The sequence below is a fragment of the Flavobacterium sp. FG68 genome (genome assembly GCF_057808895.1).
The window spans coordinates 1-19,988 of record NZ_JBMDIY010000026.1 but is presented as its reverse complement, the minus strand read 5'-3'; the positions used below and the strand labels follow the sequence as shown (position 1 = coordinate 19,988).

Below are 19,988 nucleotides of genomic sequence, written 5' to 3'. Positions count from 1 at the left end.
AAAACTAAATTTTCCGAATTTTAGAATTCGGGATGTTATATCTGTATTTTTAAAGATCTTTTTCTTAGAAATGAAATCAAAAAAAGCGGAAAATCTATTTTCCGCTTTTTATTAATTACTTCCGCTATTGGTCGATTCACTTCCGGTGCTTCCAGCCCCGCCGCTGTTATCGTTTCCAAGGTTTTCATCGGTTTCTTCGTTTTCTTCAAAATCACTTTCGTCTCCCCAATCACCAGTATTCGGTTTTTGAGCAGGATCGTTGGCGTGTGTGTTTCCGTACTCTTTATCTTCATCTGGGTTTCTGTCCTGAGAATGTAAACGTGAATCTACAGTCGGGCTCCAAATTTTATTTTCGTGGCGATCATTTTCATCATGAAAAAAATCGCTATTGCTGTTTCTCGTTTCCATATTTACTTTTTTAAAATTGAACTAAAGAACTCTTTTTTATCAATTCTTAAAATTCAGCAAAAAACAATGATTCTTATTATACTTTTTTAGGAGAATATTACAGCTTTTCTATAATTGATTTTAGATAACATATTGTGTTTAGAGTTAGTAACCGTAAATTATATAATTGACAAGCCTCTTAATTGTAAGATTCTGATTTTCAGACGTCGTACATTTGACTTATAACAATCTAAAAAATTAGAAACCATGAATACTTCAAAAAGCAAAGCAAGCACAGCGAGTGCTAAAGCATCAGATAAAAAAACTGATAAAAAAGAGGAAACATCAAAAAGCGGTTCTAAAACTGCTGCGGATAAAAAAACTACTAAAAAATAACTTTAAAAAAAATATAGTATGAGCTTAGATGAAAGAGAAAATTACCGTCAGGACGACCAGAATTTTCAAGAAAATGAAAAAGGATATCAAGATAATGCAATCGATGCGCCGCCAGTAGATCATTCTATCAGCAATTCGGCAGAACCGGATTATGGAAATGATTTGGTAACCGAAGAAGTTGACAATCAGGAATTATCAGGAGAAAATCTTGGTAATGAATCTTTCGATAATGAAAGACTTGGGAATAATGAGTTTGAGCAAAACGAATTCGCAAGTGACAATGACAACAATAAAGAATTTGAAGAAGACGATGATTACGGAGATGAAGGTCTTGGTGATATAGATGATGACGATGAAGAAGAAGTTGACGATGACGATGAAGAAGGTACAAATCCTGATAGAAATTTATAATACTAAAAATAAACCGCCTGTACTGCAGGCGGTTTTTTAGTTATAATCACAAATAATAATTAATCAATAAATTAGAATTATAAATTGCTTCGAAATTTCGACCTTAGTATCCAAATTATAATTGAACAGCAATGACCGAATCTCCTATTAAAATTCCGTTTTCATATTATCTTAATTCAGATGTTATTTTCCTTGCCAAAGATCTTTTGGGAAAAGTACTTTGTACACAAATTGACGGCGAAATTACTTCTGGCATAATTGTAGAAACAGAGGCTTATTTCGGGATACAAGATAAAGCTTCTCACGCTTACGGCGGACGAAGAACGGATCGAACGGAAACTTTATACAGTCAGGGCGGCGTTTCCTATGTTTATTTATGCTACGGAATTCATCATCTTTTTAATATCGTAAGTTCTGTTGAAGGTGAACCTCATGCAGTTTTGATTCGGGGAATTGAACCTTTGACCGGAAAAGATATTATGGAAACGAGACGAAATATGCCGGCATCAAAAGGGGCTGTTTCTGCTGGCCCGGGTTCTGCGGCAAAGGCTTTGGGTATTGACCGTTCTTTTAACAAAAAAGATTTAGGCGGAGAAGAAATCTGGCTGGAAGATCACGGCATTCGTTATACTGAAGATCAAATTGCAGCTTCACCTCGTGTGGGCGTTGCTTATGCGCAGGAAGATGCGCTTTTACCTTGGCGATTTTTTATTAAAGGAAATAAATATGTCAGCAAACCTAATAAGGTATAAAACGGTAATTTTTCGAAACTTTAAAATTTTATAAATTTGCAGCAATTATTGAGGTGATTTATACCTCAGCATCTATTCAATTTCTCCATCAAAAAATAAATGACAATACAAGATTTAATTGGTGATTATTCCATTTCCGGAAGCAATCAGGAAGAGAGCAATCAGATTACTTACAAAGGTATTTTGAGTTTATCCTTAGATGATAACAATAGAATTATTGCAAAATGGTTCATCAATAATGCACAGGTTCAAAAAGGTCATGGTTTCTTTAAAGATAATATCCTGGTTATTAATTTTAGTTATAAAGGCGACGACAATAAAACGTATAAAGGCGTTGTGGTTTACAGATGCATTACTAAAGATATACTCGATGGTTTTTGGTCAGAAAAACATGGAAATCCGTTGTTTTTAGGTACAGAGCATTGTTTGAGATTGGAAACTACAGAACGGCTGAATTAAAATCAACAGTATATAATTTCATTGGTTTTGCTTTGCCCCGCAAAAGTATTTCTCCCTTTTGAATATAGGTTATCGAATGATCTTCGGGAAGTGCATTTTTCATGGTTTCAGAAATAACAAAATCGTGATTAAAATTATTGCATTCACATTGAATTCTTGAAGTTGTATTTAAGAGATCTCCGTGATAAACAATTTCTTTTTTTACTTTTCCTACCCAGGTAGTTACGGCGGTTCCTATATGCATTCCGGCTTTAAACTTTGGAACCAGATTATATTTTCCTAAATAATATTCCCGTTTATTTTCTATACATTGTTTAAGAAGATAAAAACAATACACACAGCGTTTTTCTTTTAATCCGACAGATGATTTCCAAGTCAGAATAATTTCATCTCCCACGTATTGATAAATTTCTGCACGCGAAGCTTGAATCGCATCGGTAAAATCATTGAATAAATCCTGCAATAAATTGCTGTATAGAATATCCCCTAATTGTTCGGCAAGTGTGGTGGATGATTTTACGTCGACAAACATAAAAATTCGCTCTTCCTGAATTGGTCTGTGGTATTGTCCTGTAAAATAATTATAGAAAAAACGAGAACTTAATAAACTGCTGATTTCTAAAAAGAGAATTAAAAATATAGATGCTCCCACAGAAAACATATAATCTTCGAACAAACGTTCTTTAGCATATTTAATAAAAACTTCCTGATAAGAAAGATGTCCTAACATTTCTGAAAATATCAGCACAAAGAATAGTAAAAACAACAATATGCTTATGCTGTAAATTAGCGCTTTTAAAAGCATCGCTCCTAAAAAGGAATATCGGTTTAAATTGATAAGACGCTTCTCAAAAATTATAATAATAAAACCAATAAAAACGCCTATAACTATGCCGGGCAAAAGCTTTAAATAATCAAAGTTGGATTCTGCATCTGTAATTGAGGCATATAGTAAACCTAAGATTCCGCCAACAATAGCGGCTTTTATAACAAGACCGTATTTTTTATAAAAAGGTAACTTAGGCAATTCCATATTTAAGATGCTTTCGTTCCTTATAAAAATAGATAAAATCTTAATATAAACTACCACAGAAGTTTTGCTGTTCAAAAAAAATCCCTGAATGAAATTCATTCAGGGAAAACTTTATTCTTATAATATTAAATTTCTACGGGCTGCTTATAAACTTCCCAGTCTGTATAACCGTGAGTTCCTAAACCGTAATGCAAGTCGCGATTGGGCTGCGTCAATTCCCAATTATTTTGTAAACGTTCTACTAAATCAGGATTCGAGATAAACGGTTCGCCAAATCCGGCAATGTCAATGGTTCCGGCATTAATGAGTTGTTCTGATTTTTCTCTGTCCATACTTCCGGCAAGAATAATAACGCCATCATACCAAGAACGGAAACGCTCTATAAAACCATCCGGTAAAGCATGACTTCCTTTTGACTGCTGATCCATGATATGGATATAAGCAATGTTTCTTTTCTTTAATTCTACGGCTAAATATTGATATGTTGCTTCTATTTCATCATAATGCGGCAAGTCTCCTAAACCTCCGTATGGCGTTAACCGAATCCCAACTTTTTCATTGGTTAGAGCATCAACAGAAGCATCAATAATTTCCAGTAAAAATCTTGAACGATTTTCGATACTTCCTCCGTATTCATCTTTACGATTGTTTACAAAAGGGTTTAAAAACTGTTCGATCAAATAACCATTGGCTCCATGAATTTCTACACCGTCAAAACCTGCTTTAATGGCATTTTTAGCCGCATTGGCAAAATCAGTTACAACATTTTTAATTTCATTTACAGAAAGTGCTTTAGGCTTTGATGCCGGAACAAAACCTTCTACTCCATTTTCATTATACCCCCAAGCTGATGTATTTTGCGCCTGAATATCGGATGGACCAACCGGAGCAATTCCGTTAGGCTGATTTGAAGTATGTGATACCCTGCCTACATGCCATAATTGAGAAAATATTTTACTTTCTTGTTCATGTACTGCTTTTGTAACTTTCTTCCAGCCTTCAATTTGCTCTGCTGTATATAATCCGGGAATATAAAGTACGCCTTTTGCTGTTTCAGAAATGGCTGTTCCTTCTGTAATAATTAAACCGGCGCCAGAACGCTGTTCATAATAAACCGCATTATTTTCGTTTGGAATACCATCTTCATTTCTTGCTCTTGTCATTGGTGCCATCGAGATACGGTTTTTTAATTGTAATGAACCAATCTGTACCGGTTTAAAAATATCTATTTTCATAATAATCTGCTTTCTTATTTTTTAATTAACCAGCTTTCAACAGCTCTTGAAAAATCTGCTACATCAATTGGGTGACGGCTTGTAATAATGTTTCCATCAGTTACAACGGGTTGTTCAAGAATAGTTCCGCCGGCATTTTTTAAATCTACCTGAATGTTCCAGTATCCTGTCAGTTTTCTTCCTTTTAAAATATCGGCAGAAGCCAATACAACCGGAGCGTGACAAATAGCAGCAATTAGCTTTCCGGATTTATTAAAATCCTGAATAAATTTGATTACATCTTTATCATAACGAAGGTTATCAGGATTCCAGGCTCCTCCGGGAATAAATACCGCATCGTAATCACTAACTTTTATTTGGTCTGCAGTACGGTCAAATTTTATCCACCCAACTGGCTGTAAGTATTGAATTGCCATAACGTGTGTATTTGCCATCTCAGGAAATACTAAACCGTATCTTTCTGGAGCGGGATTAAATTTTGGTGACACTATTTCAACTTGAGCTCCTAATTCTTTAAAATACCATACTGGTCCGGTCAATTCAATTTCTTCAAAACCATCGGCAACGATTACGGCAATTTTTTTTCCTTTTAGGACTGTTTTGTTTTTTACAGGTGTAAAGAAAAAATCTTTTAATGCTTCGTTCCCTGGTGCGTTTAATAATTTTGTCACCGGCATATTTACAACGGCTGACTGAGTAGACAATTGATTTACAACTTCTAATTCATGACTGTAGTTTGTTTTCATTTCGTTTGTTTTTACGGTTACTTGTGCTTCTACATTTACTACAGCAAGTACGCTTGTTATACCTGCTGCAATGATTTTACTAATTGTTTTCATTTTTTTAGGTTTTAAATATTAATAATTTGTGTTGATTTTTTTCTGCTGAATATTACTCCCGAGTAAGCGGTGCAAATTCGATTAGGTTATGGATTCCGTCCTGAAACGGCTGTTTTTTTATACTCGTATTTAGGTAATCTATTACGGGCTGAATTGGCGGAAAATTTAAATGATATTGAAAGGCATCGTTGCTTCTGAATTTTTCGAAAGTGACAAATTGGGTTTTATCATTTTCCAATTGTGACAATTGATACGTTACTACGCCGGGTTCACTTCTAAACTGCGGCATTGCAGTATGATAAACCTCCATGAAGTTTTTCTCTGTTCCGGCTTTTGCATCTACAAAAAGCATAATGGTTAACTGATTGTCTTCTTTTTTACTTGTTCTTCTCCATTGCTCTTTAGTGAGAGGCTCTAAATCTTTTACATAGATTATTTTCTCCGGTTTTACTAGGGCTGTTTTGGCAAGTTCTTTTACAGATTTTGAATTGTTTTTATTTAATTCTGTTTTACTCGTCCAGCGTTCAAATAACCAGATAACGGATTTGTTGTTTTGCTCAAAATAAGCTTCAGACATAATGTTGCTTTCGTTTGAAAGTGATTTTTGAACGTACTCGCTTATGGCTTTTTGAAATTTTTCCAGATATTGTTCTTTTACTTCGTAGCGTGTAAGTTTAGCTGTTTCATTTTGTGCAGTCGCTAATGCGCTTTGCAATGAAAACAGAACGGTAAAAATCCCTAAGACTTTTTTAGAAACTGTGAGTTTTGCTTTTGTGATCATAACTTCTAAATTTTTAAAGATTATTTATTTCTATTTTTAAAGATGAAAACGCCCAGATAATGAAATAATAAACCTACTGCCCATGCACCAGTTTGCCAAAGCGGCCATAGATACGTTCTGTCTGTTAAAAACCAAATGGTCCAAATGGCAGGAATTGATAATACAAATACTAGTAAGTGAATTCTGAAACCTTTTTTAGGGTCAATGTGAGCAATTGTATGCTCGTTTGCTAGATGTCTCATGATATTAAAATTTATTAATTGATTGTTTTATATAAGTTGTGTTCCTAATTTTTCTGTTTTTTTCAGCCATTTAGTACGCTGTTCTTCTGTTGATTTTCTCATAAAACCAAAAGTGGAGAATTTGATAGGATCAAATCCTACGTAACCGAATACGATGTCTTTAAGGATTTGATATTGAGAAGCACGATAGATGAGATAGAACCACCATTTTGGAGTGTCCATCGTAATTAACAGCCTTAGGCTTTTTCCTTTTAAAAGTTTTTCGGGGAAGATTTTTCCTGAGTGATGTTTGAATGCAAAATCAGGCATAAAGATTCTGTCTATAAATCCTTTGGTAATGGCAGGCATAAAACCCCACCAGTTAGGATAAGACAATACAATGTGATCTGCCCAGGAAATGAGTTCCTGAGCCTGAATTAGATCTTTTTCAAGCGGTACTGTTTTTCCGGTTTTATATCCGTCAGCAAGATTTACGTCGAAATCTAGTTCAGAAATATAAATGGTTTTACAAATTGCTCCTGTACGCTCTACTCCTTTTTTGTAAGCATTAAGTAAGGCATTACAAAATGAGTTTTGAGAAGGATGACCAAGTATTAATAAGATATTCGTTTTCATTGCGCATCATTTTAATTTGACACTGCAAAGATTTTAAATAATGGAAAGTACTTCCTGACACAAATGTGTCAAAAACTATTGGTGCGCTAATTTTTGACGAATTCTGGTAAGTGTTTGTCTTTCAATACCCAGATAACTGCAAAGATGCGAAATTGAAATTCTGTTAAACAGCTCTGAGTGACACTTTATAAAATCGAGATAACGTTCCTCGGCGGTTTGAAATATAAAGCTTTCGATACGGGCCTGCTGACGTTTTAAAATTTCTTCGGCAACTAATCGTCCGTATCGTTCAAAGCTCGGTAAATGCTCATAAATCCACTGTATGTTTTCATACGAAAGACAAACCATAATTACTGGTTCTAAACACTGAATTGAATATTTACTGGGCTGCTGTGTTATAAAAGCGGGATAATGTGTGGCATATTCACCTTCGGCATAAAAACCTACGGTAATTTCATTGCCTTCGTTATCTATAAAAGAAGAACGCACTAATCCGCTAGCTATAAAACCTATAGCTTTTTGTACTTTACCGTATTGAAGAAAGAAGTCTTTTTTGTTGAATTCTTCAATAGTAATTTTTAAAGCAAATTGAGAAAGTTCAGCATCAGTAACATTAGGACAAATTTCCTTTACTGATTTTAGAAATATTTCTTTGGCCGAATTCATCATGGTTTATTGCTTTGAAGCCTCTAATTTAAAAAGAATATTTTTTTAAAATGTAAAAACCAAACCATTATTTTCTACAAATAAAAACTTATAATGTGCTGTGTATTAATTTTTTATTAACTTTAACGTCCCATCAAAATTTAGCCAGCTGAATATTGTAACTTCCTAAATTTAAAATTATGAAATGGTTCGTGACTTTAAAAACAACATTTAAGGACAAATTTTTTAAATCAAACCTTAAAAAAAGTTTTGTGGATTTAGAGAAAGGAAAACAGCTTTATTCCACCAGCCACTTTCAGGAGGCTATAATTCATTTAGATAATGTTGTCAATTATGAATTTGATTCGACGGCTTATGAATTAAGGGCGAGTTGTTTTCAAAAACTGGAACATCATTATAAAGCCATTGAAGATTTTGATAAGGTAATTGAATTTAATCCGCTAGAGTTTTCTTATTACTACCACAGGGCCGTTTCTAAAAAAGCCGTTTTTGATTTTACGGGACAAATTCAGGATCTTCATAACTGTATTCATTATTACAAAAAGAATAAAAATATAGAAGTTGGTTTATTAAAAATATTTGAAACTGATTTAATAAACGCTGGAAACCATATCGAAAAACTGAAATATAATATCAGCTCTTTTCATAATAATTCTTATTTAGAGATAAAGGCATTACTAGCTGATTGTCTGCATCAAATAAAGAAAATAAGGCTTAAAAGAAAAAAAATCAGAACGCCTTTTCGCCAGATCAAAAAAGAAGGAATACCTTCTATAATAAATCCTGAAATATAGATCTTCTTGTTATGATTTCTTTTCTGTTTCAGATTTCATTTTCCTTAAGTTTTTATGAATAATACTGCGGGTTGATTTTTTCTTTAGTTCATAATCTTTGGTACATTTTTGTAATTCTGCCAATAAGATTTTAAAACAATTATACAAAACATCGAGTTCTTCCATGTTTTGATAAATCTTAAGATCATCTTCTGATGTTGTTTGTACCGCAATAGATTCATCTTTGTATTTCTCAAAAATTTGCAGCAATTTTCGATGTTCTATGTTATCAATTCCCTGCATAACAATCGATCAGTATATTTATAATTTTCATGGTGTAATTTGCAAAAGCGGGTCAATATCTATACTTATTTTGCTGAGTGGCAATGTTTGTACAGTTTCTGTTTTTATTTTATTTGTGTTTCCTGATATTCTATTTAAGGCAGCTTGTAATAAAGTTTCAGAGCGGTTTCCTAAAGCAAATACTTCCGGCTGTTGTAATTCATTTAAATTTATTTCAGGGTTTATACCTTTTGAATAATTCCCTTCGTGTCTGGCATTAAATAATTTATATATGGAAGGATATAATATCCAGCCTCTTTTATCCGGATTGCGATCGTCTACAATTGGAAATCCTGCTACATCTTTACCAAATGTTTTTTCGCCAATTGTAATAACTTCCATATACGGTTTTAGGTTATTTATAATAAGTTCTGATGCCGATGCCGTCCTTTTTCCGCATAAAATATAAACTTTATTAATTCCAGGATGTGCATTGCGTAAAGCATCAAAACTTACCGAAGATTCATTGCTTTTTAAAGCCGTAGCAAAAGACTGGTCAACATTTCCTCCGTTTTGATTTCCTTCAAATTTTATAAAAAGATCGTCTGCTTTAATATTGGGTGCTAAAATTATACTTAATGCTGTCGCAGATGAGACATCTCCTCCTCCATTATATCTTAAGTCTAAAACCAATTCTGTTATGGATTTGCTTTTTAATTCCTGAAACATTTGCAAATACAATTGTGCTTGTCCAACATCAAAATGCGGAATGCTTACATAACCAATTTTAGTATTGTTATTTTCGATTACTTGATATGGAATGGGCTGTAAAAAGGTAAAACCCTGCAAAACAGAAACTGTTTTTGAATTAGAAAAACCTGATTGAGCAGAATAAGAAACGACTTTTAAATTGAGCTGCGTATCGGCAAGCATATTATTATACAGATTATCGTAGTTATCCAATTTCAATTCTGTTCCGTCAATATGAGTTATAAGCTGTCCTCTTTGCAAACCATTATTTTTTGCCGGAGAATCTTCTAAAACATATAATATTACGCCATAATATTTTCCTTCAAAAGCTATAAAACTTACGTCAAACCCGAATTTACTTCTAAGGCTTTTAGGTGAAGTTTCTGGTTTTTCAGGATGTATAGCGTAGGAATAAATATCTTCTGACTGCAGTAATATTTTAAAATATTCTTTTGGATCTAATGCTAAATTACCTTGGCTTTTTATTGCATTATTCCATAAATAGTATCTTTTCATTTGATTGTACATCCAATCGTTTACATATTCATTTGTGTTTTCTTCATACGTTATTGGCTCATCTGTGTTTTCACACGAAATAAGAAACAGGACAAAAAATAAAAAAGAAAACAACTTAATGTGTAAACAGTTTTTCATTGGATAATAATCTTAATTAATTATTTTAATGAGCTGTAAAATCAAAAAAATCTACCAGATTTAAACTTGCATCAACACTTTGAAATTTCCCATTTCCATCTTTTCTTTCATCCAAAACGATTAATCCTGATTTGTTCGGCAGCATCAGCATAACTGTAATAACTTGTCTGCCGTTTACATAAGATTCTGTTGTATTGTGTTTCACCAATTCCATTCTGATAATTGGAGGCAGACTTGACGGAAATTCTATAAAATCGCTAAAGTTATCTTTGCCAATGTTTTTTACTACTCCTACTACTTCTCCATTTACTTTGCGCATGATTCCGTCTAGTTTACCGCTATAACCGCTGGCAGAATATTTATTAAGGGTTGGAAAAATAAATTTGAAACCGGCATTACCTCTCTGTGTTATTTTTCCGGGTTTCGTTGCCAAAACATTATTTATCCATAAATCTTCTTTAGTATAAAAAGAGATCGTATCAATAGGTTTTGCAGTGGTTAGTTTATAAGAATAAAGAAGCTGCTTACTTACTTTATTCGTAATTTCAACCAGTTTCGTTTTATTTGAATAAAATACAAATTCATGATTTTTAGTAACTTTTTTTATGTAAGCATTTGTTTTTCCTTCAACAAGGATTTTTCCATCTACTGCTATCTGTATAGAATCTTTTTGTGCATTGTAACCTTGTATTACTACTTTTCCGGGCTGCTGCTCTTCATAATAAGGAACCATATCTTCATTGATGCAAGCCTGACAAAGGAGAAGTACAATTGAAAATAAAAGTATTGGAACAATTTTAGTTTTCATATTTTATATTTTGTCTTTATAATTATTTCTGAAAATAATTATCTGTTTACTTTTTGATAAATTTTATTTTTTTGGAAGTTGTATTATTTGATAGTACCAGAAAATAAATTCCCTGCGGAAGATTTGCTACTGAAATATTTTCTTTTAAATCTGCATTACTTTTAACTAATAATCCTGTAGAACTGTAAATTTTTGCTGCAAAATCTTCGTTTAGAAATTGTTCGCTTATTTCTAATTCTAAATTTTCGGCAACAGGATTTTGTTTAAGGTGAATTGTATCATTTTTATCGAAATCATCAACACCTAAAAGTGCTTCGGCTGTGATCCATACTTTATCAATTTCATATCCAACAAAATTGCTATTTTCATTTAATAAAGAAATATAAACATTTTGATTGCCCACAAACTGCGAAATATCTACCACATAATCTTTAAATTCAGGATCTAATTGTGATATTCTTTCCATGTAAACGGTTCCTAAAAGTGTCGCTGAAGCAGGATCTGGAGATGTTCCTCCATAAATTAAAATGTTTTTGCTTCCGCCAAAAATTGCCATTTGTGCTGTAAAATTCAATTCAATTTTTCCGCTGTAATACGATAAATCTATTGCTGGCAGCATGGCCCAGTTTTGTTCTATTATATCAAGCGGTGCACCTGAATTTAAATCAATATTATAAGTACCTAATACATTAAAATTACCATCTTTGATACCGCCTGTACTTTCATCAAATTGAATATTTTTTCGGGCACTCCAGTTACTGCTGTTGCCATCTTTGTCTAATAAAGTCCAATCTGAAACGTCACCATCCTCAAAATCATCTTCCCAAATTGTAAACTGGGCAGATGATACAGTTGTAATCATTAGTAATAAAAATAATAGTATAATTTTTTTCATATTTTATTTGTAAAAAGCATGGGCAGAAATGCTGCCCATGCTGAATTAAATATTGCTTAACCTAACGAATTAAAAACTTGAAAACTTAGTCCAGGTAGCTGTCCAAAGTGCTTCAGTTTTGAATGCACCTGTAGCACCTGTAAAGTCTAATGCTCCATCATTAAAGAATGGCTGAGTTAAAGACCATTTAGTTCCTGGAGCAACAGTAGATGTAGCGTTTCCAAAACCTAAAGCAACTGTTGTTGGCAATACTGGATTAACATATCCGTGGATAGATATTGCAGACCAAGTAGACCCAGTTGATACTGAAGGAGATTCCCAGTTGATTCCTCTGTTGTATCCTGTTACAGTAGCATCAGTAAGGCTGATTTGCCCTAATCTACGTACGTGAATTCCATTTTCGTATGAGTTAGCAGCTGTTGCAGAACTAACACCAATAATAGATAATTGAGAAATAACAGGACGTGTGATAATTGTTGTAGAAGTTCCACCAGCATTGTTATCTAACTCGATACCATTAGAATCTGGTACTAAGTTTGGTGCAGTACCACTTGTACTGTGAGTAGAATTAATATCAGCAAGTGCAATTGCTTTTGTGATTGATCCTGTGTATCCTAAATCAAAATCAAAGTTGTCATCATCCGGAGCAAAAGAAACTAAATGAGTAGCATTAACTCTACCTCCAAAAAATTCAAATGAATCGTCTCTACCGTAAGAAACCTGAACGTGATTAACTGTAGTAAGAGCACCAACTCCACCAAAAGTTACACCGTTGATTTCAACACCAGTTGCAGCATCTAAGATTCTACCAGCAAATTCAACACGAACATAAGAAATTGTTCCTGCATTGTGAGAAGCGTTAGATCCACCATAGTAAAAATCAGAAACATTTGGCTGATCACCTAATCCTTCGATAATATTAGTAGTTGACCCGTTATTTACCTGATCATCACCTAAAATTACAAGACCACCAAAATCTCCAGGAGCTCCTTTTGTAGAAGCGTTACCATCTAAAAGATTGTAACTTGTAAAGATAATTGGAGCATTTACAGTTCCTTGTGCATTAATTTTACCAGTTTTAGTAATTACAAGAACTCCTGTAGCAACACCAGCAGCAAGAGGTTTTGCTTTAATGTAAGTTCCAGCCTGAATTGTTAATGTAGCTCCTGATTTTACACGAACTACTCCGTTAATTTCCCAAACTTTGTCACTTGTCCAAGTTGTGTTAGTTGTAATATCTCCACTTACAGTTTGTACTGTTGCAGGATATCCGCTGTAGTCAGCCCCAGCAGCTTTCATAGAAAAAGAAGAATCAGCAGAAGAATCATCATTTTGGCAAGAACTCACAAGTAGAGCTACAATTGCGAACATAAAAAATTTTTTCATAATAATTTAATTATTGCTATATTTGCCGCTATTAAACTAGGCCTTTGGAGAGAGCAGCAAAATTTCTTTCCTCAGGTCTTTCTCGTTTTTGGTAAATTTGTTTTTTCAAACGCATCCGTTTTACCGTCCGGGGGAGCTTACCTAACTTCCATCTTTCACTATTAGGATTTTTTTCATTTCAATGAAAGGATCAACTTCGATTCCCTTTAAAATTTAAATACACAAAAAGATAAATGTCTTTGGATATGATAAACCTAATGCCTTTGTCTTCTTTTATTGTTTTGGCTTAAATTGAAGATTCCGTATATCTGCAGGTTTCATTCTTTTATCTATTTAAATTTTTCGAAGAACATTTTAAATACTCTCAGCAAAAAGAGTTTTTATTTTTACCCAACTTCTTTATTTATTAGTATTAGCTTTTGAAATAACAGAATATCATGGGTATTTTTTATTGTTAACTTTTTCTTAATATTCAGCAGGAAAATACTTATGATTATGAATTTAGTATTAACAATAGCTAATTTTAAAAATCATAGTTTAAAGAAATACTAATTGTTCTTCCGGCAAATGATTTAAAAACTACCTGATCAATATCCGGGTCATATTTATTGGTTGCATTGGCTCCAAGGCTAAATCTTGATCTTGGGTTAGATCCTGTAGGAACATCTTCTATTTTACTGTAGCTGTTTGTATTGTTGTAGGTTTGCACGCCTGTATCAAACATGTTTTTGATACTGAATTTAAACTGCAAATCTTTTTTCTTGAAGAATTTATAACTCAGCTGCGCATCTGTTTGTGAGTAAGGCATGCGGATTTCTTCTGCCGAATAATCGAATCCAACTAAAATATACTGATCTCCAACGGCATTATGTCTAAGGCTGAACCCAAAACGGTCGCCTACATAATCCATTCCTAAGTTATAAGTATAAGGCGACTGCCCGTAAAGCGGTCTGTTTGCTTCATAAAGTCCTCCGGTGCCATCCAGATTAACGTATGAAGTAACTTTGGTATCATTTACAGAAGCATTTCCGTAAACAAACAAATGTTTTAAAAGATCACCTTCTCCTAAAAAAGAAAGATTTTTGTAGAACTCTAATTCAACTCCCCAAAGTTTGGCTTTGTTTGAATTAATATTGTAGATATCCCTAACGCCAGACGGATTTAAATAACCCACGGCTTCAATTGGGTTATCTATGTCTTTATGGTATAAACCAAAGGACAAAATCTCGCCTCCAGAAGGAAACCATTCTAACTTTAAATCATAATTATTAGCAACACTTGAAACTATCCCGTTTGTATAATTATAAATTTTAGCGGCGCGAAGCGGGTCATAATATGGAATGCTTAATCGCTCTGCAAACTGCGGACGTAAAACTGATTTATTGTAACCCAATCTTACATTCATTTTATTTGTTGGACTGATAATTAAACTGGCAGATGGTAAAAATTGCCACACTTTATCATCTCCCTGCGCTTCTGAGAAACCATCTGGAGTTTCAGACTGACTTTCTATTTGAGTATATAAATAACTTTCTGCTCTTACTCCCCAAACCAATCTTACGTATTGACCAATTTTATCATCGAGCATTAAATAAGGTGAATGTATTTTTACGTCTCCCACATATTTGTTACCGTAGATGCCATATTTCTGCCAGCCAAAACCACCATAATAATAGTTTGATCCGTCTAGAAATTCCGAAAGCGGCTCATAAATTGTTGCAAAAGCAGTAGGTTGACCAACTGTAATTAATTTAGCCGATTCCTGCTGATTGGTTGCTTTTTTGTAAGTACCAAAATATCCTGCTTTGATATCGTTTGTAAAAGATTCTCCAAAATTAAAAGTGTATTTAAAATTGACAGCCCAATTGTAATCTACTTCATCATTTGTAAAATAACTTCGGCTAAACGGAAACCTGTTTCCATTGTTATCGACACTATAATTTGTTATAATATCATGACCTACTTTTCCTTTTCCTATGGCTACAAATGTGGCGTCTTTAGTATCTTTTGTAACATTTCCGTATGCTCCGTACCAATTCACTTCGAGTTTGTCGAATTTGTGATTTCCTTCCACTTTGTTTTGAATAAAAGTGGTGTAAACAGGATAATTAGATTCTGATGTAGTTGGTAAAATGCTTCCGCTTAGTATTTCCGGAATAGAATAAGCTCCATCTGCCCAGCCGCTAATTTGTGTTAGCTGATTATTGTAAATATGCATAACCGTGTTACGCACTGTAATTTTATGGTTATCCAACTGAATTGCAGCATTAAACATTCCGCCTAATGTTGAATTATAATTATAATTGTTTCCTGAATTTCTAAATCCGTATTTTGTAAAAGTCGAATAACTTGAATTGTCTTTCTCTGGAGTAAATTCAGAATTCATTTGGTAACTTCCTCTTTGAGTGTGTTCAATTTCTAAGGTTTCCTGCGTGTTTTTAAAAATAAAAGAACCTACAAACCCCCATTTGTTATTGTCTTTTAATTTATAAACACGCCCTAAACCAAACTGAAGCGTAGTTCCCGGTGCTCCATATGTTTTATAAGTACTAAAATTATCTTGGGTAAATTGTTTAGAATAATCAATAAAAGGTCCTGATGTCGCTAAGCTTGTTGGCGGATCTATTGTTGTGTGATTAGTAGGATAATCACGTCTTCCGTCATCAAATCCCCAATAATCATAATCACCTTCTTGTCTTGTTAGTCTGTCTTTAAAAGTACTTTTACTGTTATAAGAATTACTAATAGAAAAATTGGTGAAGTTTTCTTTTGGGATATCTTTTGTTTTTACTTCTACATATCCTCCGGCAAAATTAGCATACATATCTGGCGTTGCTGATTTGCTTACAACGATACTTTCTACCATTGCTGTTGGAATTATATCAAACGAAAAGTTTTGCTGATAAGCGTCTGTACTTGGTAAAGCGATTCCATCCATAACGGCCTGGTTCCATCTTTCTCCCATGGAGCGTACTACAACATATTTATCATTTACAGTTGTAACTCCCGTGATACGTTTTAAGGAAGCTGCTACGTCTCTGTCCGGTGTTCTTGCGATTTGTTCTGCCGAAATACCATCAGAAAACTGTGCTGCCTTTTTTTGCTGAATTAACATTCCTTCAACCGAAGCTGTGGCTTGCTTATAATTTTGCACAATGATTACTTCGTTTAACGATTGTGCATCTTCTTTTAAAGAAACAACTAGTGGTGTCTCTTCACCTTCCTGTACATTTACATGAGTAATTTTCTGGGTTTGAAAAGAAATCACACTTATTTCAATAGTATACTCTCCGGCTTCAAGTTCTAAAGTATAACTACCATCAATATCTGATTGTGCGCCAAAACCTGTTTCAACCACTTTAATATTGGCTCCCGGAAGCGAAAGTCCGTTGTTGTCAACCACCTTTCCTACAATTTTCCCTCTCCTTTTTTTTTTAACTGCGTCGTTTCTTTTAACCGCAATATTATTGTCCGTTCTTCTAAAATCTAAATTGGTTAAGCTTTGTAAATCATTCAGTACTTCATCGATTGTTACATTATCTTTTTTTAAGGTAACAAGCGGAAAACTAAGGTCAAGGTCTTTTTGATAAACAAATTGATAAGGTGTTCGTGACTTTAAATTATCAATGATTTTTTGAGGCGAAGAGTTTTTAAAATCAACCGATACGGTTCCTGTTTGCGAATAAATAGTGTTTGTTCCGAGAAAAAATCCCAAAAGCAAAATCCAGATGGCAATAAAATAATGCCTGGAAAAATCATTGTTCATAGTTGAAATTGTTAGTTTGTGTAATTAATTTTAATGAGATATTTTGCGTTAATTATTTTGTAGTTTTAAAATAATGGCTGTAAGACAGCAAATTGCTGTTTATTTTTTACCGATTATATAAGTGCTGTTTCCCGCCGGACTTATATGTATTTCTAAAGCAAAAGCAATAGTTTGCAGTGTTTCATAAAAGCCTTGTCGCGTATCCAGAGTTCCCTGTATTTTTAGACTTTTTAAATCGTCATCCAGATAATTCACCGTAAACTTGTGATCACGTTGCAGCGTTATAATAACCTCATCGAGAGTTAAACCGTCAACATAGAGCAATACTTTTTTCCACTCTGGTTCAAAATTGTTTGTTTTCTCTTTATTAACTGTAGCCGTTTTTTCGGCATATATGGCTCTGTAACCTCTTTCAAGGAAAACCGTATTTTGTGTGCTTTCTACTTTTACTTTTCCTGTTCTAACACTTACCTGTGCATCATTGTCATTGTAAGCTTTAACGTTGAATGAAGTTCCTAAAACAGTTGTTTTTACAGCTCCTGAAGTAATAATAAACGGACGTGTAACATCTCGCTTTACTTCAAAAAAGGCTTCTCCTCTTAAAGTTACATTTCGTTCCTTTTTTGAAAATTTAGATGGATAATCAATTTCTGTATTTTGGTTCAGCCAGACTCTTGTACCATCTGGCAGCGTTATAAGACGTATATCATCTTTAAAAGTTATGGTTGAAGTAATTTTAGGCTTAGATAAATCTAATCGGTTTAAAGAATTATAACTTCCAATAGAAAGAACAATTACAGCACACGCCACAGCAGCCCAATTGTAAAGGTTTCTATGTTTATGAATTGTCGCCTTTCGAATATTATCCCACATTCGGGCTTCCGTATCATTTGGAAGAATACCTCTGTTGGGTATAGCATTCCATTCTTCTTTTAATTTTTTATTTCTCATTTAGATTTATTTAGAATCGAAAAATCATGCGCGAATCTCCTCGATTCAACTACATTAGATTTTCATTCTTTTAAATGTCACGGGGTATTGTTACTATTAACGTTTTCTTAATCTGCGAGAAGATTTGGCAGCATAAAACGTGTTTTTGTCATTTCGACCGAAGGGAGACCCGAGCGATAGCGAACAGACGAAGTAAATCGCACGCGGGAATCCGTGCAGAATGTCACCAATCTTTTGTCGAATTACACATGAGATTTCTCCCTTCGGTCGAAATGACAATATTGTCGCCAATCTTTGTAAACCGGATTAAAATCCGGCCCTACAATATAGGCCGAACCTTCGGCTCTTTTCAGTTAATCTGAATTTCGAAATGACAAACTAATACGCAATAAACTCAGTCTGGCTTATAAAGAAAAGCGCAAACCAATAAAGCTCATGGTTCTTTACCGAGTTTTTCTTTAAAAATTGTAACGTTTTAGATATTTGATTCGCTACGGCACTTGGAGACATATTCATTTCAACCGCAATTTCTTTATAACTGCGGTCTTCGAATTTATGAAGGCTAAAAATTTTTCTTCTTTTTTCTGGAATTTTATTAAGCAGATATTCGATTTTTTCCAGCTGCGAACTGATATCTTCATCAGGTTCAGCGGCACTGTCAAGCTCCTTGATCAACTGATCGTCTTCTACAGAAAAAATTCGGTTTTGCTTTTTATACCATTTTGAGATTTCCTGTTTGGAGCTTTTAAACAGAATGGCTTCCAATGTAACATTTGGATCTAATTTTGCCCGGTATTTCCAAAGATGAATAAATACATTTTGCGTCACATCTTCTGAATCTGCAAGCTGCGCTGTATATTTTTTGACGAAACAAAAAACTTTAAAATGGTACAATTCATATATTTCCTTAAAACAAGAATCATCTCCAGCACGCAACCTTAATATCAAATTAGAACTCATAATGCAATTTTAAATGTTAAAGAAGAGCCTTACAAAAGTATAATAAACATTTATTGGTATTTTTTACAATTTGGTCATTTAATAATTTATTAATATTGAAACCTGTTTCCTGTGTTTAAAGGGTTTTACGAAAGGCTTACGCATTTCTAAAAATCGCTGTATTAGCAAATCATTAAAAGATTTGTAATTTTGATGCACAAATCAGCAAGTAACTCCTCGTAATGAAAATTCATATTTTTGGCGCATCCGAGAGCGGTGTAACGACAGCTGGTGAAGCCTTATCCAAAAAACTATACATCCCTTACTTTGACAGTGATACCTATTTTTGGGAGAAAACCCAAACTTATCATTCCACAGGAATGTTTCGTAGGTAGAAAAAATAGGATCAGTCGTTTTTGCGTTCCATAGGAACGTTTGATAAGTCAGATTATTAAAAAACAATGTCGAAATCAAACGTTCCTACAGAACGTAAACCATTATAACAATATAATTTTCTACCAATGAAATGTTCCTACTGAACATGGAAATATATAAATAATCGAAGAGACTTTCTTAAAAGTCAATACAGTTTTTCACTATAATTATCTTGTTTGTTTAATGATTTAATGGAGCACTTTATAATATCCAACTTCTAATTCCATATAGGAATGTTTCGTTGGTAGAAAAAAATAAAGATCAGCAACATTTGCGTTCCGTAGGAACGTTTGATAGGTGAGATTATTAAAAAAGAATGTTAAAATCAAACGTTCCTACGGAACGTAAACCATTATATCAATATAATTTTCTACCAATGAAATGTTCCTACGGAACAAGGAAACATGTAAAATAAAAAAGAGGCTGTCTAGAATTTTGAGACAGTTTTTCACTATAATTATTTTGTTTGTTATTAGTGACTTAATTGACCACTTTTTGATATCCGACTTATCATTCCGTTAGGAATGTTTCGT

Annotated in this window: 21 protein-coding genes; 5 read left to right on the top strand and 16 right to left on the bottom strand. The window is 33.6% G+C overall.

The genetic code is table 11. The features are described 5' to 3' along the window. Nucleotides 1-111: 111 nt before the first annotated feature. Entirely contained in the window at nt 112-408 is a 297-nt protein-coding gene (locus ACODSB_RS16350) for a hypothetical protein (RefSeq protein ID WP_053472685.1), read from the bottom strand. A gap of 246 nt (nt 409-654) precedes the next feature. Between ACODSB_RS16350 and ACODSB_RS16345 the strand changes: the two genes are divergently transcribed. From ACODSB_RS16345 to ACODSB_RS16330, 4 genes are all read left to right on the top strand, one after another. Next, nucleotides 655-783 carry a hypothetical protein gene (locus ACODSB_RS16345; protein WP_256379806.1) on the top strand — a complete coding sequence of 43 codons (129 nt, stop codon included), beginning with the start codon at nt 655-657 and terminating at the stop codon, nt 781-783. Between the two features lie 18 nt (nt 784-801). After that, nucleotides 802-1,194, top strand: a complete 393-nt coding sequence (locus tag ACODSB_RS16340) for a hypothetical protein (RefSeq protein WP_180860512.1) — start codon at nt 802-804, stop codon at nt 1,192-1,194. Nucleotides 1,195-1,325: 131 nt separating this feature from the next. Beyond that, nucleotides 1,326-1,946, top strand: a complete 621-nt coding sequence (locus tag ACODSB_RS16335; protein ID WP_488937823.1) for a DNA-3-methyladenine glycosylase — start codon at nt 1,326-1,328, stop codon at nt 1,944-1,946. A gap of 99 nt (nt 1,947-2,045) precedes the next feature. Then, the gene (locus ACODSB_RS16330) at nt 2,046-2,405 is read left to right on the top strand and encodes a hypothetical protein (RefSeq protein WP_488937822.1); all 360 of its coding nucleotides are present in this window, start codon (nt 2,046-2,048) and stop codon (nt 2,403-2,405) included. Here the strand turns inward: ACODSB_RS16330 and ACODSB_RS16325 are convergent. The 7 genes from ACODSB_RS16325 to ACODSB_RS16295 form a co-directional block, all read right to left on the bottom strand. Next, entirely contained in the window at nt 2,386-3,438 is a 1,053-nt protein-coding gene (locus ACODSB_RS16325; RefSeq protein WP_488937821.1) for an adenylate/guanylate cyclase domain-containing protein, read from the bottom strand. The genes ACODSB_RS16330 and ACODSB_RS16325 overlap by 20 nt on opposite strands. 125 nt (nt 3,439-3,563) lie before the next feature. Continuing rightward, nucleotides 3,564-4,673: an alkene reductase gene (locus ACODSB_RS16320; RefSeq protein ID WP_488937820.1), complete on the bottom strand. Its 1,110-nt coding sequence runs from the start codon at nt 4,671-4,673 to the stop codon at nt 3,564-3,566. Nucleotides 4,674-4,687: 14 nt separating this feature from the next. Then, entirely contained in the window at nt 4,688-5,512 is an 825-nt protein-coding gene (locus tag ACODSB_RS16315) for a DJ-1/PfpI/YhbO family deglycase/protease (protein ID WP_488937819.1), read from the bottom strand. Between the two features lie 52 nt (nt 5,513-5,564). Next, on the bottom strand, nt 5,565-6,293 hold the full coding sequence (locus ACODSB_RS16310; protein ID WP_488937818.1) for a putative quinol monooxygenase: 729 nt from the start codon (nt 6,291-6,293) through the stop codon (nt 5,565-5,567). A gap of 20 nt (nt 6,294-6,313) precedes the next feature. After that, nucleotides 6,314-6,535, bottom strand: coding sequence for a 2TM domain-containing protein (locus ACODSB_RS16305; protein ID WP_256635060.1), 222 nt, complete (start codon nt 6,533-6,535; stop codon nt 6,314-6,316). A gap of 27 nt (nt 6,536-6,562) precedes the next feature. Then, complete coding sequence (locus ACODSB_RS16300; RefSeq protein WP_488937817.1) at nt 6,563-7,150, bottom strand: NAD(P)H-dependent oxidoreductase; 588 nt, start codon at nt 7,148-7,150, stop codon at nt 6,563-6,565. A gap of 75 nt (nt 7,151-7,225) precedes the next feature. Continuing rightward, nucleotides 7,226-7,819 (bottom strand): Crp/Fnr family transcriptional regulator, encoded by a 594-nt coding sequence (locus tag ACODSB_RS16295; protein WP_488937816.1) that lies wholly within the window; start codon nt 7,817-7,819, stop codon nt 7,226-7,228. Between the two features lie 176 nt (nt 7,820-7,995). Between ACODSB_RS16295 and ACODSB_RS16290 the strand changes: the two genes are divergently transcribed. Then, on the top strand, nt 7,996-8,610 hold the full coding sequence (locus ACODSB_RS16290; protein WP_488937815.1) for a hypothetical protein: 615 nt from the start codon (nt 7,996-7,998) through the stop codon (nt 8,608-8,610). 9 nt (nt 8,611-8,619) lie between these two features. Here the strand turns inward: ACODSB_RS16290 and ACODSB_RS16285 are convergent, their stop codons facing one another. From ACODSB_RS16285 to ACODSB_RS16250, 8 genes are all read right to left on the bottom strand, one after another. Next, entirely contained in the window at nt 8,620-8,892 is a 273-nt protein-coding gene (locus ACODSB_RS16285) for a hypothetical protein (protein ID WP_488937814.1), read from the bottom strand. Between the two features lie 27 nt (nt 8,893-8,919). Further along, on the bottom strand, nt 8,920-10,275 hold the full coding sequence (locus ACODSB_RS16280) for a S41 family peptidase (protein ID WP_488937813.1): 1,356 nt from the start codon (nt 10,273-10,275) through the stop codon (nt 8,920-8,922). Between the two features lie 25 nt (nt 10,276-10,300). Next, complete coding sequence (locus ACODSB_RS16275; RefSeq protein ID WP_488937812.1) at nt 10,301-11,083, bottom strand: hypothetical protein; 783 nt, start codon at nt 11,081-11,083, stop codon at nt 10,301-10,303. 46 nt (nt 11,084-11,129) lie between these two features. Further along, the gene (locus ACODSB_RS16270) at nt 11,130-11,978 is read right to left on the bottom strand and encodes a T9SS type A sorting domain-containing protein (RefSeq protein WP_488937811.1); all 849 of its coding nucleotides are present in this window, start codon (nt 11,976-11,978) and stop codon (nt 11,130-11,132) included. 69 nt (nt 11,979-12,047) lie between these two features. Continuing rightward, nucleotides 12,048-13,364, bottom strand: coding sequence for a hypothetical protein (locus ACODSB_RS16265; RefSeq protein WP_053472699.1), 1,317 nt, complete (start codon nt 13,362-13,364; stop codon nt 12,048-12,050). Nucleotides 13,365-13,887: 523 nt separating this feature from the next. Further along, nucleotides 13,888-17,130 carry a TonB-dependent receptor gene (locus ACODSB_RS16260; RefSeq protein ID WP_488937810.1) on the bottom strand — a complete coding sequence of 1,081 codons (3,243 nt, stop codon included), beginning with the start codon at nt 17,128-17,130 and terminating at the stop codon, nt 13,888-13,890. Nucleotides 17,131-17,229: 99 nt separating this feature from the next. Further along, complete coding sequence (locus ACODSB_RS16255) at nt 17,230-18,081, bottom strand: FecR family protein (protein WP_488937809.1); 852 nt, start codon at nt 18,079-18,081, stop codon at nt 17,230-17,232. Nucleotides 18,082-18,459: 378 nt separating this feature from the next. Beyond that, on the bottom strand, nt 18,460-19,041 hold the full coding sequence (locus ACODSB_RS16250; RefSeq protein ID WP_053472702.1) for an RNA polymerase sigma factor: 582 nt from the start codon (nt 19,039-19,041) through the stop codon (nt 18,460-18,462). Nucleotides 19,042-19,988: the final 947 nt, after the last annotated feature.